Source organism: Pseudogracilibacillus amylolyticus (SeqCode), assembly GCF_051918545.1.
Taxonomy (GTDB): Bacteria; Bacillota; Bacilli; order Bacillales; family Amphibacillaceae; genus Pseudogracilibacillus.
Genome location: NZ_JBPPZG010000072.1, coordinates 1 through 16,745, shown reverse-complemented (window position 1 = coordinate 16,745; position 16,745 = coordinate 1). Strand labels below are relative to the sequence as shown.

Genomic DNA, 16,745 nt, shown 5'->3' with positions numbered 1-16,745 from the left:
AACGGAACTTACGTATGACGTTCCAATCAAACTAAAGTCTGCACTAGGCCAATTAGCATATTATATGAAAGGAATCGAAATGCTCCCTTCATTAAAACCTGTATCGACAATAATTGAATATGACGATAACGTGTTTGAAGGAGATATTATGCTATTTCTGGTCGCAAATACAAATTCCGTTGGAGGATTTGAAAAACTAGCTCCGGATGCACTTATTGATGACGGATATTTTGATTTATTAATTTTGAAGAAAACGAATCTCCCTGAGTTTTTACGGATCGCAACAGCAGGTTTACGAGGTACTCATCTTGAAGATGAACATATAATTTACACCCAAGCTAAGCGGATAAAAGTTACTCCAAAAGAAAAGATGCTTCTAAATGTGGACGGAGAATACGGCGGAGAATTACCGGGAGAAATTATTAATCTCAAGCAGCATATCGAATTTTTCGTAAGCGAAGAATTTATCGAAAGAGAAGCGAGAATCAAAGGAAACTTAGATTCAAAGGAACGAAACTAAAAGCGCAAAAAGCTAATGGTTTCGTTTTTTTGTGGGATTGTTGAAAGTGTTCCCTTTTTCTCCTCCTCGCTCTTGAAACACCTCACTGCTACCCCTCTTGAAACGACCACGACTAAGTCCGATTAAGTCATTGACGATTCATCTTAGTTATTTTAATATACTTTCTGAGTGAAATGGTAAACAAGCGAGCACACGTCACCACTTCATTTATTACTGTTTATAGCTGAAAAAATACGATAAGTTTATTATAATGGCATAATCAGTTGATATGTTAAAATAAGCTATATGGATTTTTTATTTGTACTTGGGAAAGTGGTGAAAAAATGGATGAAACATATATGGATATCCGGAAAGCAAAAAAGTTATTTGAAATAAATAAAATGCTTACAAAATCATTAAAGATAGAGGAAATTTTAAAAAATGTCATTAAAGCAGCGATTGAGTTAATTGGTGTTTCTGGTGTTTTCATTATTTATCTCTATGATGAAAAAACGAATACGCTTCGTTTTGCTGAAGGACAAGGGGTAGATGAGGATGCCTTTCGTAAAATTGCTTTTGCACCTGGAGAATCAATTTCGGGAAAAGTATTTGAAGAAAGAAAATCAAAACTGTTTACCTCGGAAGAAGAAATTGACGCTTATATGAATAATATGTCCGAAGAAAACTACCAGCATTATTTTAAAGGTGTGCACGAACGCAAAATAAAAAGTGCATTTGTTGTGCCAATTATGAGTAAAGATCATTGCTATGGCATTGTAGTCGTTGATAGTTTTAGTCAAAATGATGTGTTCACCAAAGAGGATATGCAAGTGATTGAAGTAGTTGCAGATCAAAGTGCTATTGCGATAGATAACTCAAACGTTTATCAAGATTTAAAAGAAAAAAATAATTTATTAAGGCAGTCATTTTCAATTCATAACCAATTCTATCAACTGATCATTGAGGGACGTGGAATAGAAAATGTAATTTCTTTGTTGGAACGTATTATTCATTCTAAAGTAATTTTTGATCTGGATTTAATTGATCAAGATAAAGAAGATGTTTTTCCGATTGTGAGAAGCAACGAAGTTCTAGGGTTATTAAAACTCGAAAAACCTTTCCATGACTACTCTAATATGGATCAAATAGCGATTGAACAGGCGAGTCTTTCCATTGCATTGGAATTAATTAAAAATAATGCAATTTTTGAAAAAGAACTTCATTTTAGAGAAGAAGTATTTAATCAGTTAATCGAAGGGATTTCAGGAAAAGATTTAATACATGCTCTACAATATGTAAAATGGGATGAAAATACAACGATTCAATGTATCATCATGGAAGGCAAAGAAGAAGCTTTATGGCAACTCGAAAAATTAATTGAAAAAGAACGTTTTGTCCAATCGATTGAACGAATTACTCAGTTAATGGGCATGAACAGTCTAATTTTCACGCGCGCATTTCAGTTAGTTATTATCGTTCCTAAACGTAAGAAAAATAGTTTACATGATCTTATTGAACAAATAACACGTCATTGGGGTAGGCTTGAAATTATCTTCGGAATAGGAAGAGAAACGAAGATTGAAGATCTGTCTATTTCGTACAATGAGGCAATTCGCTCTGTTGGCTACGCTAAACGTCATCAAATGCAGAGCGTTGAATATGCAATGCTTGGAATAGAGAGATTGTTATTTGAAGTTGATGAAGAAGTGCTCGACATGTTTATGCACGATAAATTGCATAATTTGGATTTACTTGACGAGAGTTTTATAAAAACATTGAAGGCATTTATTGAATTGAATAAAAGTCATAAACAAACGGCTGAAAAATTACACATCCATCCGAATACCCTTTACTATCGATTGCGTAAAATTGAAGAAGTACTAGAAGTAGATTTCGATAACGAAAAGGATTGGATTGATTTAGTTATCGCCTTTCGTTTATATGTGGCAAGTAACAAAAAGACTTAAAAATCTTCGTTGCTTGCCATATTTATTTTCAAAAAATTTCATTCTATTATTAATATATTCAACTCACTTCAAGGAGGAACTACACATGGCACAATCATATTACAACTATATTAATGGAGAATGGGTTCCATCTAAAACAAATGAAACATATGCAAGTATAAATCCTGCAAATACCGAAGAAAAATTAGGATATTTTCAACAGTCTAATGAAAGCGATGTAGAACTTGCTATTCAAGCTGCTGAAAGCGCCTTCTATGATTGGTCACATACAGCGGCACCAACAAGAGGAGATGTCATCTTTAAATTAATCGGGCTTTTAGAAGAAAAGCAAGAAGAATTAGCAACGATTATTACGAAAGAAGTCGGAAAATCTTTCCGAGAAGCGAACGGGGAAGTACGTAAAACAATCGAAGCAATGAAGCAATTTAGTGGAGAAGCAACAAGATTAACTGGGGAAACAGTCCCGTCTCATGATCGTGATGTTTTCGGATATACAGTTCGGGAGCCGCTCGGTGTAGTTGGTGTAATCGCGCCGTATAACTTCCCGCTTGGGATAGGCATTTGGAAAATTGCACCTGCGATTATTGCAGGAAATACAGTTGTTTTTAAACCAGCTAGTAACACGTCGTTAATTAGTATTAAAATTATTGAATTATTTGAAGCGGCTGGAGTACCAGCTGGCGTTATTAATATGGTGACAGGACCTGGCGGAGTAATTGGAAATGCGATTGGAAATCATCCAAAAATTAAAGCAGTGTCTTTTACAGGTTCAACAGATGTGGGACTGGCGCTCGGTAAAGCCGTTACAAGTCGCGGGGCAAAAATGCAAGCTGAAATGGGCGGTAAAAATCCTTCGATCATTCTTGAAGATGCCAACATTGATGAAACAGTCGAAAATTTGGTCATTAGTGGATTTTTAGATAATGGGCAGCGCTGTACAGGTACGAGCCGTGTCATCGTATTAAGGTCAATTGCGAAAGAGCTGACTGAGAAATTGGTAGAACGAGCGAAGAAGTTAGTAATCGGTGAAGGTTTTGGCGAAAATGTCGATAATGGGCCTGTAATTGATGAAGGTCAATTGAACACATACTTACATTATGTAGATTCTGCTATCCAAGAAGGAGCAATTTTGGAGTATGGGGGTAAACGCTTAGAAGAAAACGGAATGGATAAAGGGTATTTTGTCCTCCCGACAGTATTTAGTGGTGTAACAAGTGATATGACAATTTACCGTGAAGAAATTTTTGGACCAGTAATTGGAATTACGGAGGTAGACACATATGACGAAGCAATCGAGCTTGCTAACGATAACGAGTTTGGACTTTCTTCCACAATTTACACAAACGATCTAAATAAAGCTTTTCATTTCGTCCGTGAAATTGAATCAGGTGTTACCCATGTAAATATACCGTCAAACTACTTCGAAAATCAATACCCGTTTGGTGGCAAAAAAGCATCCAGCATTGGACCGCGCGAACAAGGTTCGACGGCACTTGACTTCTGGACAGATTATAAAACAGTTTATATCAAACCATAGTTACAAGAGGATAGACGTGTCTGTTTGGGACTCGTCATCCTCCATATCATCTTAGAAAGGAAGAGCAGCTATGAAAAATATTGGAGTAGTCGGATGTGGGTTAATGGGATTTGGAATCGCTTCAACCCTATTAAAAAATGATTACAATGTACATGTCTATGATATTAGTGATGACCCTATTCAGAAATTAGTTGAAAAAGGAGCAATCCGCGCAGAAAACGTAAAAAATTTAGCACAAGACGTCGAAACTATGGTATTATCATTGCCATCCCCTGCATTAATTAAGCAACTTTTGACCGACAAAGAGCAAGGTGCATTTTCTGTTATGAAAAAGGGTACTCACATTTTGGATATGAGTACAAACGATGTGGAAATAACAAGACAGCTGCATAAAGATGCAAAAGCGTTAGGCATTGAATATTTTGACTGTCCACTAAGTGGTGGTCCAGAAGGTGCCAATAATGGTACATTAACGATTATGGTTGGAGGTAGTGAACAAGCCTTTCCAAAAGTTTTACCAGTTTTAGAGACTGTAGGAAGTAATATTGAATATGTTGGTGAAAGTGGTGCTGGTCAAATTGTAAAACTCTGCAATAATGTAGTTGTTGGTGGGATCATTTCGTTGTTAAGTGAAGCATTAATTACTGGAGAAAAGGCTGGTGTACCAAAAGAGAAAATTGCCTCCATCTTGCAAAAAGGATCTGGTCAAACACGTGTAATGGATGTATTTGGCCCGAATATGCTTAAAGATACATTTGATGATGTGAAATTTTCTTTAGCTAATATGATGAAAGATATGAATCTATATCGAAACCTTGCAGAAACCGAGCAAATACCAACCGTTTGCAGCCAATCTGCACACCAATTATTCCAAATTGCAAGTTATAATGGAAAAGGTCATCAAGATTCTACCGCTGTCTATGAAGTAGTTAAACAATTACAAACGAAGTAGGGGAAAATGAAGTGTATATTGTTTAAACGTATTATAAATGTTAAACGAAGAGGTGGGGAAGAACATAATGAAACAATCAAAGAAAGAACAAAGTCTGTTGAGTAACTGGAAACTTCATCTTATTGCTTTCGTTTTTGTATTAATTGGAGAAGCAATAGGGGTTATAGAGTTTGACTTAGGCGTTGGAACAATAGCATTATTCCCAATGCTATACGCTCTAGTATTGGGAGGAATTGTCAGCTTCCCTAAGTTAAAATTACTAACTGAGGGGCAAATGAAAAACGCGGCTACAATTTTAGGTATATCATTTATGCTATTCGTAGCTAAGCTCGCAACGATGTTAGGACCATCTCTTCCACAAATTTTTGAGGCAGGATTGTCATTGGCTTTTCAGGAAGTAGGTCATATCATTGGAACGTTTGTAATTGGATTGCCGATTGCTTTATTAATTGGTATGAAGCGTGAAGCAATAGGGTCAACATTTTCAATAGACCGAGAGCCTAACCTTGCAATTATTTCCGAAAAATATGGAGCGGATTCGCCTGAAGGTAGAGGTGCATTAGGTGTCTATGTTTGTGGAACAGTATTCGGGGCAATTTATTTAGCTCTGCTTGCAGGTTTTTTAGGTAGTATTGGAATCTTTCATCCAATATCCTTGGCAATGGGAGCCGGAGTTGGTTCTGGAAGTATGATGGCGGCCGCATCAGGTGCGTTAGCGGTAACATTCCCGAATGACGCAGAAGATATTGCTTTATTTGCTGCAGCAGCCAACTTGATCACTACAATATTAGGAACATATATTTGTGTATTTTTCTCACTCCCTGTAACTGTACGTCTGTATGAATGGCTCGAGCCTAAAATTGGACGTTCACGGAAGAAAGGGGCAGCATAAAAATGGTTGAAAAGGCAAAAGTTCTCGCATTAATAGGGTTCATAACACTTTTTGGAAACTGGGTGGGATATGGAATATCTCCGATCGAATCTTTACCAGGAATAATTGTTATTGTCATTATTACAGTAGTAGGTCTTTCAATTAATGTCCTTTTACCGAAGATACCAGCTGTTGTCTGGATTTCATTCATCGCCCTGATTGTAACAACGCCCGCTTTTCCAGGTAATGGCTGGATCGTTGAAAAAACTGAGGTAATTAACTTCATGGCGTTGGCAACACCCATTTTAGCTTACGCAGGATTATCTTTAGGGAAAGATTTAGAAAGCTTTAAAAAGTTAAGTTGGCGAATTATTGTTATTTCCTTAGTTGTCTACACAGGAACATTTTTCTTTGCATCATTGTTTGCGGAGATTATATTTAAACTGCAAGGAAGATTCTAACGATAATTATTAGAAAAATTAAAACATGAAATATACTAAAGTCCTTTCTTACAACCAGAAGAAAGGGCTTTTACTTTTTTTATTAAATATGAAATGGCACATCGTTGTTATCCGTACTAAAAATAGTTTTCGAATAACTAAAAAGAATCGCTCTTTTGTGAAAACTGTTAATTCCACGTGACGTTTTGACTCCTTTTGCAAGGGATCTATCTTTCATCATCATGGCTACCAATTTTCGTATCGCATAGGCTTCCTGGCGAAGAAGAGGAAGTAAAAGTAATTAAAGTAAATAGTCGATTTGATTATGGAAAATTACTAGATATAAAAAAGCGAGTTCAGACAGTAGCTTCTACACCATCTTACATCTTGTAAAAATGAATATGTGTCCTTCTTATCTCATAAATATGAATTGACAAGTTTTATGAGGAGGAGGAACATGGACGATGTAAAGTTAGCAAAAATATTAGGTAACAGAGATGTACTTACACTCGCATTTGGAGCAATGATTGGCTGGGGCTGGGTTGTAACAGCTGGTTTATGGATTAGAGAAGCTGGTTCCTTAGGAGCAATACTTGCCTTTTTAATTGGAGGCACCTTGGTCGTGTTAATCGGACTGACCTATGCAGAACTCGCTTCATCAATGCCACTTGCTGGAGGGGAATTAATTTATAGCTTTAAAGCGATGGGAAGAGTGGCGTCTTTTATAACAACTTGGGCACTGATACTAGGGTATGTTTCTGTAGTAGCATTTGAAGCAGTGGCTCTACCAACCGTATTTGAATACTTAATTCCTAATTACAGTATGGGGTATATGTATACGATCACGGGTTGGGATGTTACAGTAACTTGGGCAGGTGTTGGAATAGTAGGATCCATTTTAATTACTTGGATTAATTATCGCGGCATTAAATTTTCAACTGTAATTATGTTCATTTTCACATTATTAATTGCTATTGCCGGTATTCTGTTAGTTACTGGTAGTGGAATTTCCGGTTCGACGGCAAATATGCAACCGTTTTTTGAAAATGGAACTGCCGGCCTTTTTACCGTTATTATTATGACTCCCTTTATGTTTGTTGGATTTGATGTAATTCCTCAAGCGGCAGAAGAAATTAACTTACCGCAAAAAAGAATTGGGCAATTATTAGTTTTTTCAGTCATCTTAGCAGTTACATGGTATGTGGCAATAATTTTTGGAGTATCAAGAGTTCTAACACCTTCTGAAATAGATGCTTCAAATTTAGTCACGGCGGATGCAATGGCGAAAGCATTTGGTAACAGTCAAATGATGGGTAATATATTAGTGCTCGGTGGAATCGGTGGTATTATAACAAGCTGGATCGGATTTTATATTGGTGGAAGTAGAGCGATATATGCTTTAGCACGAGCGGGAATGCTTCCAAAGGCTTTAGGAGATCTTCATCCAAAATATAAAACACCTTATAAAGCAATATTACTCATTGGCCTATTATCAAGTATTGCTCCATTATTTGGTCGTCCAGCATTAGTATGGCTTGTAGATGCAGGCGGTTTAGGTCTCGTAGTAGCTTGGTTAATGGTTGCAATATCTTTTTTAGTTTTACGGAAAAAAGAGCCCAAAATGGTACGTCCTTTTTATTTAAAAGGAGGACCTGTCATTGGATGGTTAGCGATAATTATGGGGTTGGGTATCGGAGTACTATATATGCCCGGAATGCCGTCCGCCTTAATTTGGCCGTATGAGTGGATTATCATTATTATTTGGGTAATACTTGGAATCGTTTTTTACAAGATGACAATGACAAAAGAGAGCACGAAATATACGGATGAGCATTTAAATAGAGAAATATCAAGCGTAATTAAGCATCATAAATAGAGATGTCCTTTGAGAGCAATTTAACTTGGCAGAAAGTTTAAGTGCAACTAAGGCTTTCGCCAAGCTTGGCGATAAGCCAAGTATTCTAATATACTCCTTTTATCGGAAAAACGCCTGATAAAAGGAGTGTTTTTTTGGGATAAAAATCCTATTCAGCTATTTTGACTATAGTTTCAGCGAAAATCATAATTATTCAGCGTTTTAATGAAAAATTCAGCGATTTTACAATTAATTCAGCGAAAAACCCTTTTATTCAGCGTATCCACTTCTATTCTTCATAGTCGATGGCAAGCTATGTTAATATGAGGATAACAAAAAAATTTACATACATACTATAATAGAATTTTACATAAAGGAAGATCAATATCATGGCAAAAAAAGCAGTTCCAGTAAAAAAGAATGAAACAATAACTTTAACATTTGAAGATTTAACACATGAAGGAAGTGGCGTTGGGAAAGTAGACGGCTACCCAATTTTCGTACCGCACGGGCTTCCTGGCGAAGAAGCGGAAGTAAAAGTAATTAAAGTAAATAAACGATTTGGTTATGGAAAATTGCTAGATATAAAAAAAGCGAGTCCAGAACGGGTGACACCTCCGTGTAATGTGTTTTATAAATGCGGTGGGTGTCAATTGCAACATATGAGTTATGAGATGCAGCTGGAGATGAAACGTAATCAAGTGAAAAACGTCATGCAAAAAGTTGCGCATTTGGACGATGTTCCCGTCCATCTTGTGTTAGGAATGGAAGACCCATGGCGTTATCGAAATAAAATACAAATTCCAGTCGGTGATAAAGATGGACAACTAATTACAGGATTTTATCAACAGCGCAGCCATCGAATTATTGATGATATGGATACATGCGTTATTCAAAATGAGCTAGGAGACCGGATGGTAGAAGCAGTAAGAAGAATCGCGACTGATCTTGGAATTGAAGCATATGATGAGGAATCACACCGCGGGGTTTTACGTCATATTATTGTGCGCACGGCTTTTGGTACAAATGATACGATGATCATTCTTGTAACACGTACGGAAAAGCTCCCGCACCAGAAAGAATTAATCAAACAACTAACGGAGACTTATCCGACTATAAAATCGATTATCCAAAATATAAATCAGGATAAGACAAATGTGATTATGGGAAAAAAATCACATACCCTATTTGGCGAAGATTATATTTATGATTCTGTTGGTGACTTGAAATTTAAAATTTCTCCACGATCTTTTTATCAAGTGAATCCGACCCAAACAAAAGTGTTATATGATAAAGCACTGGAGTATGCAAATGTTGGTCCTAATGATGTCGTAATCGATGCGTATTGCGGAATTGGAACAATCTCGTTATTTCTCGCGCAAAAAGCGAAGCAAGTATATGGTGTAGAAATTGTCCCGGAAGCCATTGACGACGCTAAAATAAACGCAAAGTTAAACGGAATAACGAATGCCGAGTTTGTAGTTGGTGAAGCGGAAAAAGTCATGCCCTGGTGGACAGCGCAAGGACTAAGACCTGACGTCATCGTTGTGGATCCACCAAGAAAAGGTTGTGATGAAGCATTACTGCAAGCGATGATTGATATGGCACCTAAGCGAATTGTCTACGTTTCTTGTAATCCTTCAACTTTAGCGCGTGATTTGCGAATTTTAGAGGACGGTGGGTATAAAACACAAGAAGTGCAGCCTGTGGACATGTTTTGTCAAACCTCGCATGTGGAGGCGATAGCGTTGATACAACGACAAACTTAATAGAGATCCTTAGTTTTAAACACTTTCATAAGCATTTCGTGTTTGTAGGAGAAGGTGAAAAAACTAAAAAAGTACTGAAAAACCACATTACTGTTTCAGTGGTAATTGATCTGGGGTGTGGGAACGCAATAGAATAATAATTTTAACCTTAATACTCAACATCACAGACTAAAAAATAGTATCCAATCGTTACTGGCATTAACACTTTCTGTATTTTATTATGCACCTTGACAAACAGTTATTAAAAAAGAAAAGCACCCCAACTTTTGGTAAAGTTAATTGTCCAGAAAAAACTACCAATTAGAAGAGGTGCCTCCTACTATGATAGAAGAATAACGACCAGAATAATTAATTGCCAAAAGATTAAAAACAGCATTGAAAGAATTAGAAATCCTTAAACACCTACGGAACGCTGGTATTATGAAGGGATTTGTTTTTCTTGTGTCTATTTATTTAAGCTCGTTTTTTGTTTGGTCTTCGAACAGAAAAATTGGTTTCGATTGTTTGAAGGTAAAAAATCTGAAAGTCTGCCTACGAATGATACGATCGATCGCTTTTTAAACCATTCCAAGTATAATTGGCACCGTTTTTGACATCGGTGTAGCAACTTTAATGATGAAACAGCAGAATTTGATGTATTGAAAATAGAAGCCAGTACTTGGGCAGTTTTCGAATCCATTGGACCATTCTCGGAAACACTTCAAAATGTATGGGGAAGGATAGATTCAGAGTGGTTTCCAGCTTCAGGATATGAGCCAGTTGTAGGCTCTGAAATTTTGTGGAATGAGAGTTCAGACACTGGGAAACCAAAGTATCGAAGCGAAAACTGGATTCCAGTAAAGAAAAAAGACTATTAATACATCAATGTTTATGATTGAGGGCGCTCCTAGTTAGAGTGTCCTTTTCGTAAACAATACGAGCGAGGGTGGATATGTTTCAGTACACCGATAGTCCCAAAAAAGCAGTAGATACGTCTCCGAGGACGGGCAGGTTCAAATGACATTAAATGGCATTCATTCTGTCCATTTCGAATTTTAAATAACACTTTTTGTTTTGTTAAATCCTTGCCTAAGTGCTCCTCTTGATACGAGAGGAAATGCTATAATTGGCATGTTATGCTTTTCCATTAAAGGAAATAAATCAAAATTAATTCCACGATCTCCTAAGAAGCAAACCTAGTTTGTGGCACAATGATGACTATTAGGCAATTTCAATAACTACTCATATACCCTCAAAAAATTATTGTATCGAGTAAACCGTTAAATAAAGGTGAATAGCAGTAAGAGTAAATATGAACGAAAACTACTATTTTAGAGGTGATGTTATGAATATATATTGTGAGTATGTTTTTCACCCAATTAAGTTACTTAAGTAAAAGATAATATCCATTTAATTATGAAGGCAAGAGACTTTTTCATTATAGACAGATCAAGAGCCTCGTTACAAGATATCGTCTTTTGTTTACCTCTTTGGTGAATGTTAGCAAAACTTTCTTTTTTGAGTATTGTTCTCAGAAACTTTTAATTATCATCTCTATAAATCTACTATAGGCACTACTTATAAAGGCATCTTTTCTTCGTATAAACACTGTCTTTACGGTTGAGTATTTCTCTGGGAGCTCGTGGTAACGTAGATGGTCATCCATTTTATGGTGGCTGACTAATGACTTTGTAGTAATAGAATACCCTAGTCCGGCTTTTACACACCTGATAATTGCTTCTAATGTTCCGAACTCCATAATTTTCATGGGAAAAATCCCCTCATCATGAAGCCATTGTTCCAGCCGTTTTCTGTGAATGCAATGGGGACGAGTTAGCAACGTCCGTTTTTTAAAATCTGTATAGAAAGTGAATGGAGCTTGTAGGCTGTCTGTTATAACAACGAGTTCTTCCTTCAGTATTGGTGTCTGAATAATGTCAGGATGTTTAACGGGTCCTACCACAAACGCTCCATCTAGTTTGTAATCAAGAACGTCACTGATGAGATCTCTTGTTTCACCTATGTTGAGGGACAATTCCACTGCGGGATAGTGTTCATTGTATGAAACCAAAACAGCAGGTAATCTAACGGATGCCGTTGTTTCATTTGCACCTATAGATAGTGGGCCACAAGGGGTTTCAGAATCTTGAATGGCCTTTTTGGTCTCTTCCATTATGTTTAAAATCCTGTCTGTATACGATAAAAGCAGTTTTCCCTTTGATGTTAACGAGACACCCCGCGGATGTCTGTAAAACAGTACGGTTTGTAGTTCTGATTCTAATTTTTTTATTCTCCCTGTAACATTAGATTGAACATAATTTAATCGTTCAGCGGCCTTCGTGACATTTCCTTCATGAGCCAAAGTTTTAAAGATAACTAATTCCTTTATGTCCATCCTACACTCCCCTTATCATTTAAAATGATCGATTCAATCTTATATAATCATTTTAATTACAAGTCTAAACGTAATATGATGAATAGTAAATAGAAGATATTTTATCCTTTCTAAAAATTTTTAGTGATTGTGTCTATATCAATGAAAAGGAGTGAATCAATCTGAGAGATATTTGTCGTTTGGGGGCGAGATTGTCTGAGGAAAAGTGGTTTAATTACAAGTGATCAATCTTTTCTGTGGAAATTAGCCTTAGAAAATTTAGAGAAGCAGTTGAGTGACACATCAATGAATTTCGATTCAAATGGAAACAACGAATTAATAAAAATGTCGATCCTAAATGATTGGAAAGATATGAAAGGTAAGTTGACGGTGATTGAAGATGAGTATAGAAAATTTAATGAAACAATTGATATGTGGATTCATTTGAAAAAGCAAATTGGGCAGTTAAATATTGAAAATCACCAAATAGTTCCTTGGATTATTAGGAAAAAAAAGGGCAACAGATTATTGGGCTTAACAAAGCAAGCCTTGTTATGGCAGGAAATAGAAGATTTTATACTAAGCATGGATAGGCTTCAATTGTTGCTAAATTCTACCCCGGAACAATTAACGGAAAAATAACCAAATATTCACTTAGGAGGAAGCTAAATGACTTTCAAACCATACACTGAACAAAGGGATCCGCGAGTTCTACCAATAATAATATCGCGATCAAACTATCTAGAAACGACAACAGATTGGATTTGGTGTTGAGGAAATGACACTACAATTGCTTAAAGAATATAAACCTAATAAGCAATTTATTACAAATGTTGAATTTTACGCGGCTGTCGGTTTTGAACACGATTTTTTAACAGCAACTTTCGCAGTTCGTCGATCAGTTGGATGATGTGCACATTCAATAGGGGCTGCTAAGACCCCTTGATTTATCCTCAATCAATTTATGCAGTTTCGTAAATTGGTTTAAGATCGAAAATGCTTGAGATCCTTCGTTTGTCCGTCTATTTTGGTTAGGCGGACTGAAGTTCTTATATTGAGTTTTTTGTTTTACCAGAGCGAATTAGAGGATGTTTATTATGTCTTTTGCAGATATTTTTCTAATACTTATTACAGGTTTTATAGCAGGTATTATTAATACAATGGCTGCAGGGGGATCTCTTTTAACCCTACCTGTTTTAATTTTTCTTGGTTTACCATCTGCAGTTGCCAATGGAACCAATCGGGTTGCTATAGTGATACAAAGTATTGCGGCAACCACAAATTTTTACCGAAAAGGATACTTTGACAAAAAACTCTGTTTCTTGCTAAGCATTCCGGCTGTTATTGGGTCAGTGATAGGGGCCAACCTTGCTATCTCAATATCGGATCAATTATTTAACCAGATCCTCGCTGTTATAATGGTCATTACAGTTATATTTATTATTTGGAAGCCAGCAAAGAAAACTTCAGCGATTGGCAATGGTGACTATTCTAAGGTTCGTAAAATGTTGGGGATCATCACTTTCTTTTTTGTGGGAATTTACGGTGGATTTATTCAGGCAGGAGCTGGTTTTTTTATAATTGCTGGTTTAACAGCGATTTTTGGAATCAGTCTTGTTAAATCAAACAGCATTAAGGTTTTTGTCGGTGGAATTTACATTTTCGTTTCTCTTTTTGTATTCATTATTCACGGGCAAATTAATTGGTATCTAGGTTTGGCATTGGCGGTTGGAAATGCCTTTGGAGCCTGGGCTGGAAGTCATATCGCTATATATAAGGGTGACAAATGGATTCGAGCTTTTCTCATCATCACCGTGTTTTTCATGGCGGGGAAACTACTTGGCTTCTTTGATTTTTAGGATATATTATTATAGAGATGGGTTTATTCAATCATTAAATTATGAGATGGATTGGCTAGTGCCGGAGAATGGATAGCTTTGAAAATAGATCATAGTCAAATAAGAGGATAACATAAAATATGTTTCCTTTAATAAAATATGGTATAATGGAACTAGAAATTCATATACTAAAAAACGTTCCATGCGGCTAACATGGAACGGATACAATAGACCAACCCCAACAAGAGGGGGAGGCACGTTACGGAATAATCCCTCACGCGCGGGCTAATGCACACGAGGGATTATTTGTTTTCTCTGCTGGACATTATTAAAACGATCAAAGTCCCAAAAGCAATCATAAGAACCAATGTTTCTGAAACGTCCACTGGCATCACCTCCCTTCACGATCATATCGAGAAGGAAAAAGAATGCGCCATAACCCCTCATGGGAAGCCAGTCCATTGTTACTTTTAATTATACCATAAACGAACGTATATTCCTACACCGTAAATCTAGTATGACAAAATTCTGTTTATCATTAACCGAAAAAAGAATAATGTGCAGGGTGGCTTTCGACGTACAATCAAAAGTGTCACTTATTATTACCGTTTTGTGTTCATTTTCTATCCTATTTTCTGATCTCAGAATCCCCTGACTTTTTGCCGAAACAAAATAGAAAAATCCCCACAGTTTTCTAAACTTTAAGGTACTAACACGGCACGGCCATTTATTTTACCTTCATCGGTAAATTGCAACCTTGTATGATATAAAGAGTTTTGCATCTTCTGAAGTAAAAAGATTATGTAATTAGCATTCAATAGGAATCATTTAACTCAAATATATGATAGGCAAGAAATGGAGAGTTTTTTTGTGGAGAAATTTAAAAGGCGGCAAAAGGTAATAACTATTAGTCTATTCGTTATTTATCTACTTTCACTAATTTGGATTATCTTGTTTAAAATGACTTTATCTTTTAATGAATTGCCTCACATAAGAAATATTAATTTAATCCCTTTTGCTGATTCGACGATCATTAATAATCAAATTTATTTTGAGGAGATTATTCAAAACATCATTATTTTTATCCCATTTGGAATTTATTTGAGCATGTTGAAGCCAAATTGGTCTTTCATAAAAAAAGTTGTTCCAATGGCAAGTGTAAGTTTGTTGTTTGAAGTATTTCAATTCATATTTGCCATTGGTGCAACCGATATTACAGATTTTATAGGCAATACATTAGGTGGAATTGTCGGCATTGGAGTTTACTTTATACTCTGCAAAATATTTAAAGAGAAAATGAAAATAAATAGAGTCTTAAATGTTTTTGCTTTAATTGGTACAGTTTGCGTAATCGGATTATTAGGACTACTAATTTTAGTGAATTAAAATTGGTACAAGAAGGTAAAAAGATTGCTAGACTATTTCCTGATTAAAGTCTAACACTGAATGGAATTATGTTTTATGAGCGTATTAACAAAGAAATTCCTTTTAAACTACCAGAAAACTGCAAAAGTTTGTATTAAATGTACATATCTGCATGTCTTCAAAGTTATGTAAGTGATGAGCTGCTGTTTTGATAGACCGTTAAATACAAAATAATATCTCAGGCCCATTTGGTAAAGGCTATTTATTTTCAAAACTAATCCATCCAGGATTCTAGAAGTAGATAATCAAAAGAGTGTAGGAAGACAATCTTATCAACGCTTGATTTTTCAAATCAGGTGTTTTTTAATGCAGTTTTAAAATAATAAAACTCTCGAATTTTGTCGAAAAGTTTCCTTTGACAAACTCATTTCTTCCTAGTAATCTTTTATTAAGGTAATTTCCTCTAAATTCCTATCTTTATTTCAAGAAAAAACAACACATTTTCCACTTTAGATGCCAAAATTATTATACGCCTCTTATTTCTTTATGAATAACTTTCCTTAGAACCGATCACTTATTAATTATGTCTCATTTTTAAACAAAAATTAAATTACTAAAGGAGGAATTTTTTGTGAGTCATGAAATGGTTGGATTTAATCAAGACGGAGAAGAAATAGCCTATCTCCGTTTTACAATGGGTGATTTGAATGCTCATTTACTCTATGACATACTTGATGCAAATGAGCATAACGGTGGTGTTAGTGGAAAAGGAGCATCCGAATCATTTTCCTTGTCACAAGTCGAAGCCGCATATAATTCCTATAATGATCTGAACAATAATGTAAAATCTAGCAATGGACAAAATGAATTTTTAACATGGCAACAAAAAGAGATTTCTAAATTTTTTAATAGTTGCATAAATACAGCGCAAAAAGAGAAAATTGTAAGAATATGTTTCTGTTAGATTGATAGTTTTCAGCCATCTACTTGGTAAGTTTAAAGCATGTTCTTCACTTATCAGTATCGTCTCCTTCAAATTTCCTACTTTTATATAAAACATGAAATTTCCAAATTTAAAAATTAAATAATATTTTCTTCTTCCCAAACACTATTCATTTCAGTTATGATAATAGAGAAAAATAATTTGTTGATTTAGTGGGGGAGGAACCTGCTTTGAATAAAAATATATTAGGTGAAACATTTGAAGTAAATATTCACCGTTTGGACGAGAAAGGGTTTGGACAAGCTGTTGTTTGGCGAAAAAATGAGGAAGGAAATGAGCGGAAATTAAAACTTACT

At 35.7% G+C, this 16,745-nt stretch carries 15 protein-coding genes and 1 pseudogene; 14 read left to right on the top strand and 2 right to left on the bottom strand.

Going from position 1 to position 16,745, the window contains the following annotated elements:
• The 9 genes and pseudogenes from ACPYKA_RS09890 to ACPYKA_RS09850 form a co-directional block, all read left to right on the top strand.
• On the top strand, positions 1-520 hold a 520-nt coding region (locus ACPYKA_RS09890), incomplete at its 5' end, for a YegS/Rv2252/BmrU family lipid kinase (protein WP_479542132.1).
• Positions 521-843: 323 nt separating this feature from the next.
• Positions 844-2,466, top strand: a complete 1,623-nt coding sequence (locus ACPYKA_RS09885) for a helix-turn-helix domain-containing protein (protein ID WP_479542131.1) — start codon at positions 844-846, stop codon at positions 2,464-2,466.
• 85 nt (positions 2,467-2,551) lie between these two features.
• Positions 2,552-4,003: an aldehyde dehydrogenase family protein gene (locus ACPYKA_RS09880; RefSeq protein WP_479542130.1), complete on the top strand. Its 1,452-nt coding sequence runs from the start codon at positions 2,552-2,554 to the stop codon at positions 4,001-4,003.
• A gap of 70 nt (positions 4,004-4,073) precedes the next feature.
• Positions 4,074-4,955 carry an NAD(P)-dependent oxidoreductase gene (locus ACPYKA_RS09875; protein ID WP_479542129.1) on the top strand — a complete coding sequence of 294 codons (882 nt, stop codon included), beginning with the start codon at positions 4,074-4,076 and terminating at the stop codon, positions 4,953-4,955.
• Between the two features lie 67 nt (positions 4,956-5,022).
• The gene (locus tag ACPYKA_RS09870) at positions 5,023-5,847 is read left to right on the top strand and encodes a DUF3100 domain-containing protein (protein WP_479542128.1); all 825 of its coding nucleotides are present in this window, start codon (positions 5,023-5,025) and stop codon (positions 5,845-5,847) included.
• A 2-nt stretch (positions 5,848-5,849) separates the two neighbouring features.
• Positions 5,850-6,287, top strand: a complete 438-nt coding sequence (locus tag ACPYKA_RS09865; RefSeq protein ID WP_479542127.1) for a hypothetical protein — start codon at positions 5,850-5,852, stop codon at positions 6,285-6,287.
• 436 nt (positions 6,288-6,723) lie between these two features.
• Positions 6,724-8,142 (top strand): APC family permease, encoded by a 1,419-nt coding sequence (locus tag ACPYKA_RS09860; RefSeq protein WP_479542126.1) that lies wholly within the window; start codon positions 6,724-6,726, stop codon positions 8,140-8,142.
• A gap of 368 nt (positions 8,143-8,510) precedes the next feature.
• The gene (gene rlmD / locus ACPYKA_RS09855) at positions 8,511-9,890 is read left to right on the top strand and encodes a 23S rRNA (uracil(1939)-C(5))-methyltransferase RlmD (RefSeq protein ID WP_479542125.1); all 1,380 of its coding nucleotides are present in this window, start codon (positions 8,511-8,513) and stop codon (positions 9,888-9,890) included.
• A gap of 614 nt (positions 9,891-10,504) precedes the next feature.
• Positions 10,505-10,747, top strand: a pseudogene (locus ACPYKA_RS09850) (GyrI-like domain-containing protein); the annotation flags it as partial.
• A gap of 653 nt (positions 10,748-11,400) precedes the next feature.
• Here the strand turns inward: ACPYKA_RS09850 and ACPYKA_RS09845 are convergent.
• Positions 11,401-12,264 (bottom strand): LysR family transcriptional regulator, encoded by an 864-nt coding sequence (locus tag ACPYKA_RS09845; RefSeq protein ID WP_479542124.1) that lies wholly within the window; start codon positions 12,262-12,264, stop codon positions 11,401-11,403.
• Positions 12,265-12,549: 285 nt separating this feature from the next.
• Here ACPYKA_RS09845 and ACPYKA_RS09840 point away from each other — a divergent pair, with 285 nt between their 5' ends.
• From ACPYKA_RS09840 to ACPYKA_RS09830, 3 genes are all read left to right on the top strand, one after another.
• Entirely contained in the window at positions 12,550-12,885 is a 336-nt protein-coding gene (locus ACPYKA_RS09840; protein ID WP_479542123.1) for a hypothetical protein, read from the top strand.
• A 136-nt stretch (positions 12,886-13,021) separates the two neighbouring features.
• Complete coding sequence (locus ACPYKA_RS09835; protein ID WP_479542122.1) at positions 13,022-13,153, top strand: hypothetical protein; 132 nt, start codon at positions 13,022-13,024, stop codon at positions 13,151-13,153.
• A gap of 187 nt (positions 13,154-13,340) precedes the next feature.
• Positions 13,341-14,102 carry a sulfite exporter TauE/SafE family protein gene (locus ACPYKA_RS09830; protein ID WP_479542121.1) on the top strand — a complete coding sequence of 254 codons (762 nt, stop codon included), beginning with the start codon at positions 13,341-13,343 and terminating at the stop codon, positions 14,100-14,102.
• Between the two features lie 281 nt (positions 14,103-14,383).
• Here the strand turns inward: ACPYKA_RS09830 and ACPYKA_RS09825 are convergent, their stop codons facing one another.
• Complete coding sequence (locus ACPYKA_RS09825; protein ID WP_479542120.1) at positions 14,384-14,473, bottom strand: putative holin-like toxin; 90 nt, start codon at positions 14,471-14,473, stop codon at positions 14,384-14,386.
• A gap of 478 nt (positions 14,474-14,951) precedes the next feature.
• Here ACPYKA_RS09825 and ACPYKA_RS09820 point away from each other — a divergent pair, with 478 nt between their 5' ends.
• A complete protein-coding gene (locus ACPYKA_RS09820) occupies positions 14,952-15,467 on the top strand; it encodes a VanZ family protein (protein WP_479542119.1) in 516 nt (171 codons plus the stop codon).
• A gap of 610 nt (positions 15,468-16,077) precedes the next feature.
• The gene (locus ACPYKA_RS09815) at positions 16,078-16,410 is read left to right on the top strand and encodes a hypothetical protein (RefSeq protein WP_479542118.1); all 333 of its coding nucleotides are present in this window, start codon (positions 16,078-16,080) and stop codon (positions 16,408-16,410) included.
• Positions 16,411-16,745 lie beyond the last annotated feature (335 nt).

What these genes read in the sequence shown, in the direction of transcription:
- ACPYKA_RS09885 (WP_479542131.1), top strand. Translation starts at nt 844, where the DNA reads ATGGATGAAACATATATGGATATCCGGAAAGCAAAAAAGTTATTTGAA.
- ACPYKA_RS09880 (WP_479542130.1), top strand. Translation starts at nt 2,552, where the DNA reads ATGGCACAATCATATTACAACTATATTAATGGAGAATGGGTTCCATCT.
- ACPYKA_RS09875 (WP_479542129.1), top strand. Translation starts at nt 4,074, where the DNA reads ATGAAAAATATTGGAGTAGTCGGATGTGGGTTAATGGGATTTGGAATC.
- ACPYKA_RS09870 (WP_479542128.1), top strand. Translation starts at nt 5,023, where the DNA reads ATGAAACAATCAAAGAAAGAACAAAGTCTGTTGAGTAACTGGAAACTT.
- ACPYKA_RS09865 (WP_479542127.1), top strand. Translation starts at nt 5,850, where the DNA reads ATGGTTGAAAAGGCAAAAGTTCTCGCATTAATAGGGTTCATAACACTT.
- ACPYKA_RS09860 (WP_479542126.1), top strand. Translation starts at nt 6,724, where the DNA reads ATGGACGATGTAAAGTTAGCAAAAATATTAGGTAACAGAGATGTACTT.
- rlmD (WP_479542125.1), top strand. Translation starts at nt 8,511, where the DNA reads ATGGCAAAAAAAGCAGTTCCAGTAAAAAAGAATGAAACAATAACTTTA.
- ACPYKA_RS09845 (WP_479542124.1), bottom strand. Translation starts at nt 12,264, where the DNA reads ATGGACATAAAGGAATTAGTTATCTTTAAAACTTTGGCTCATGAAGGA.
- ACPYKA_RS09840 (WP_479542123.1), top strand. Translation starts at nt 12,550, where the DNA reads ATGAATTTCGATTCAAATGGAAACAACGAATTAATAAAAATGTCGATC.
- ACPYKA_RS09835 (WP_479542122.1), top strand. Translation starts at nt 13,022, where the DNA reads ATGACACTACAATTGCTTAAAGAATATAAACCTAATAAGCAATTTATT.
- ACPYKA_RS09830 (WP_479542121.1), top strand. Translation starts at nt 13,341, where the DNA reads ATGTCTTTTGCAGATATTTTTCTAATACTTATTACAGGTTTTATAGCA.
- ACPYKA_RS09825 (WP_479542120.1), bottom strand. Translation starts at nt 14,473, where the DNA reads ATGCCAGTGGACGTTTCAGAAACATTGGTTCTTATGATTGCTTTTGGG.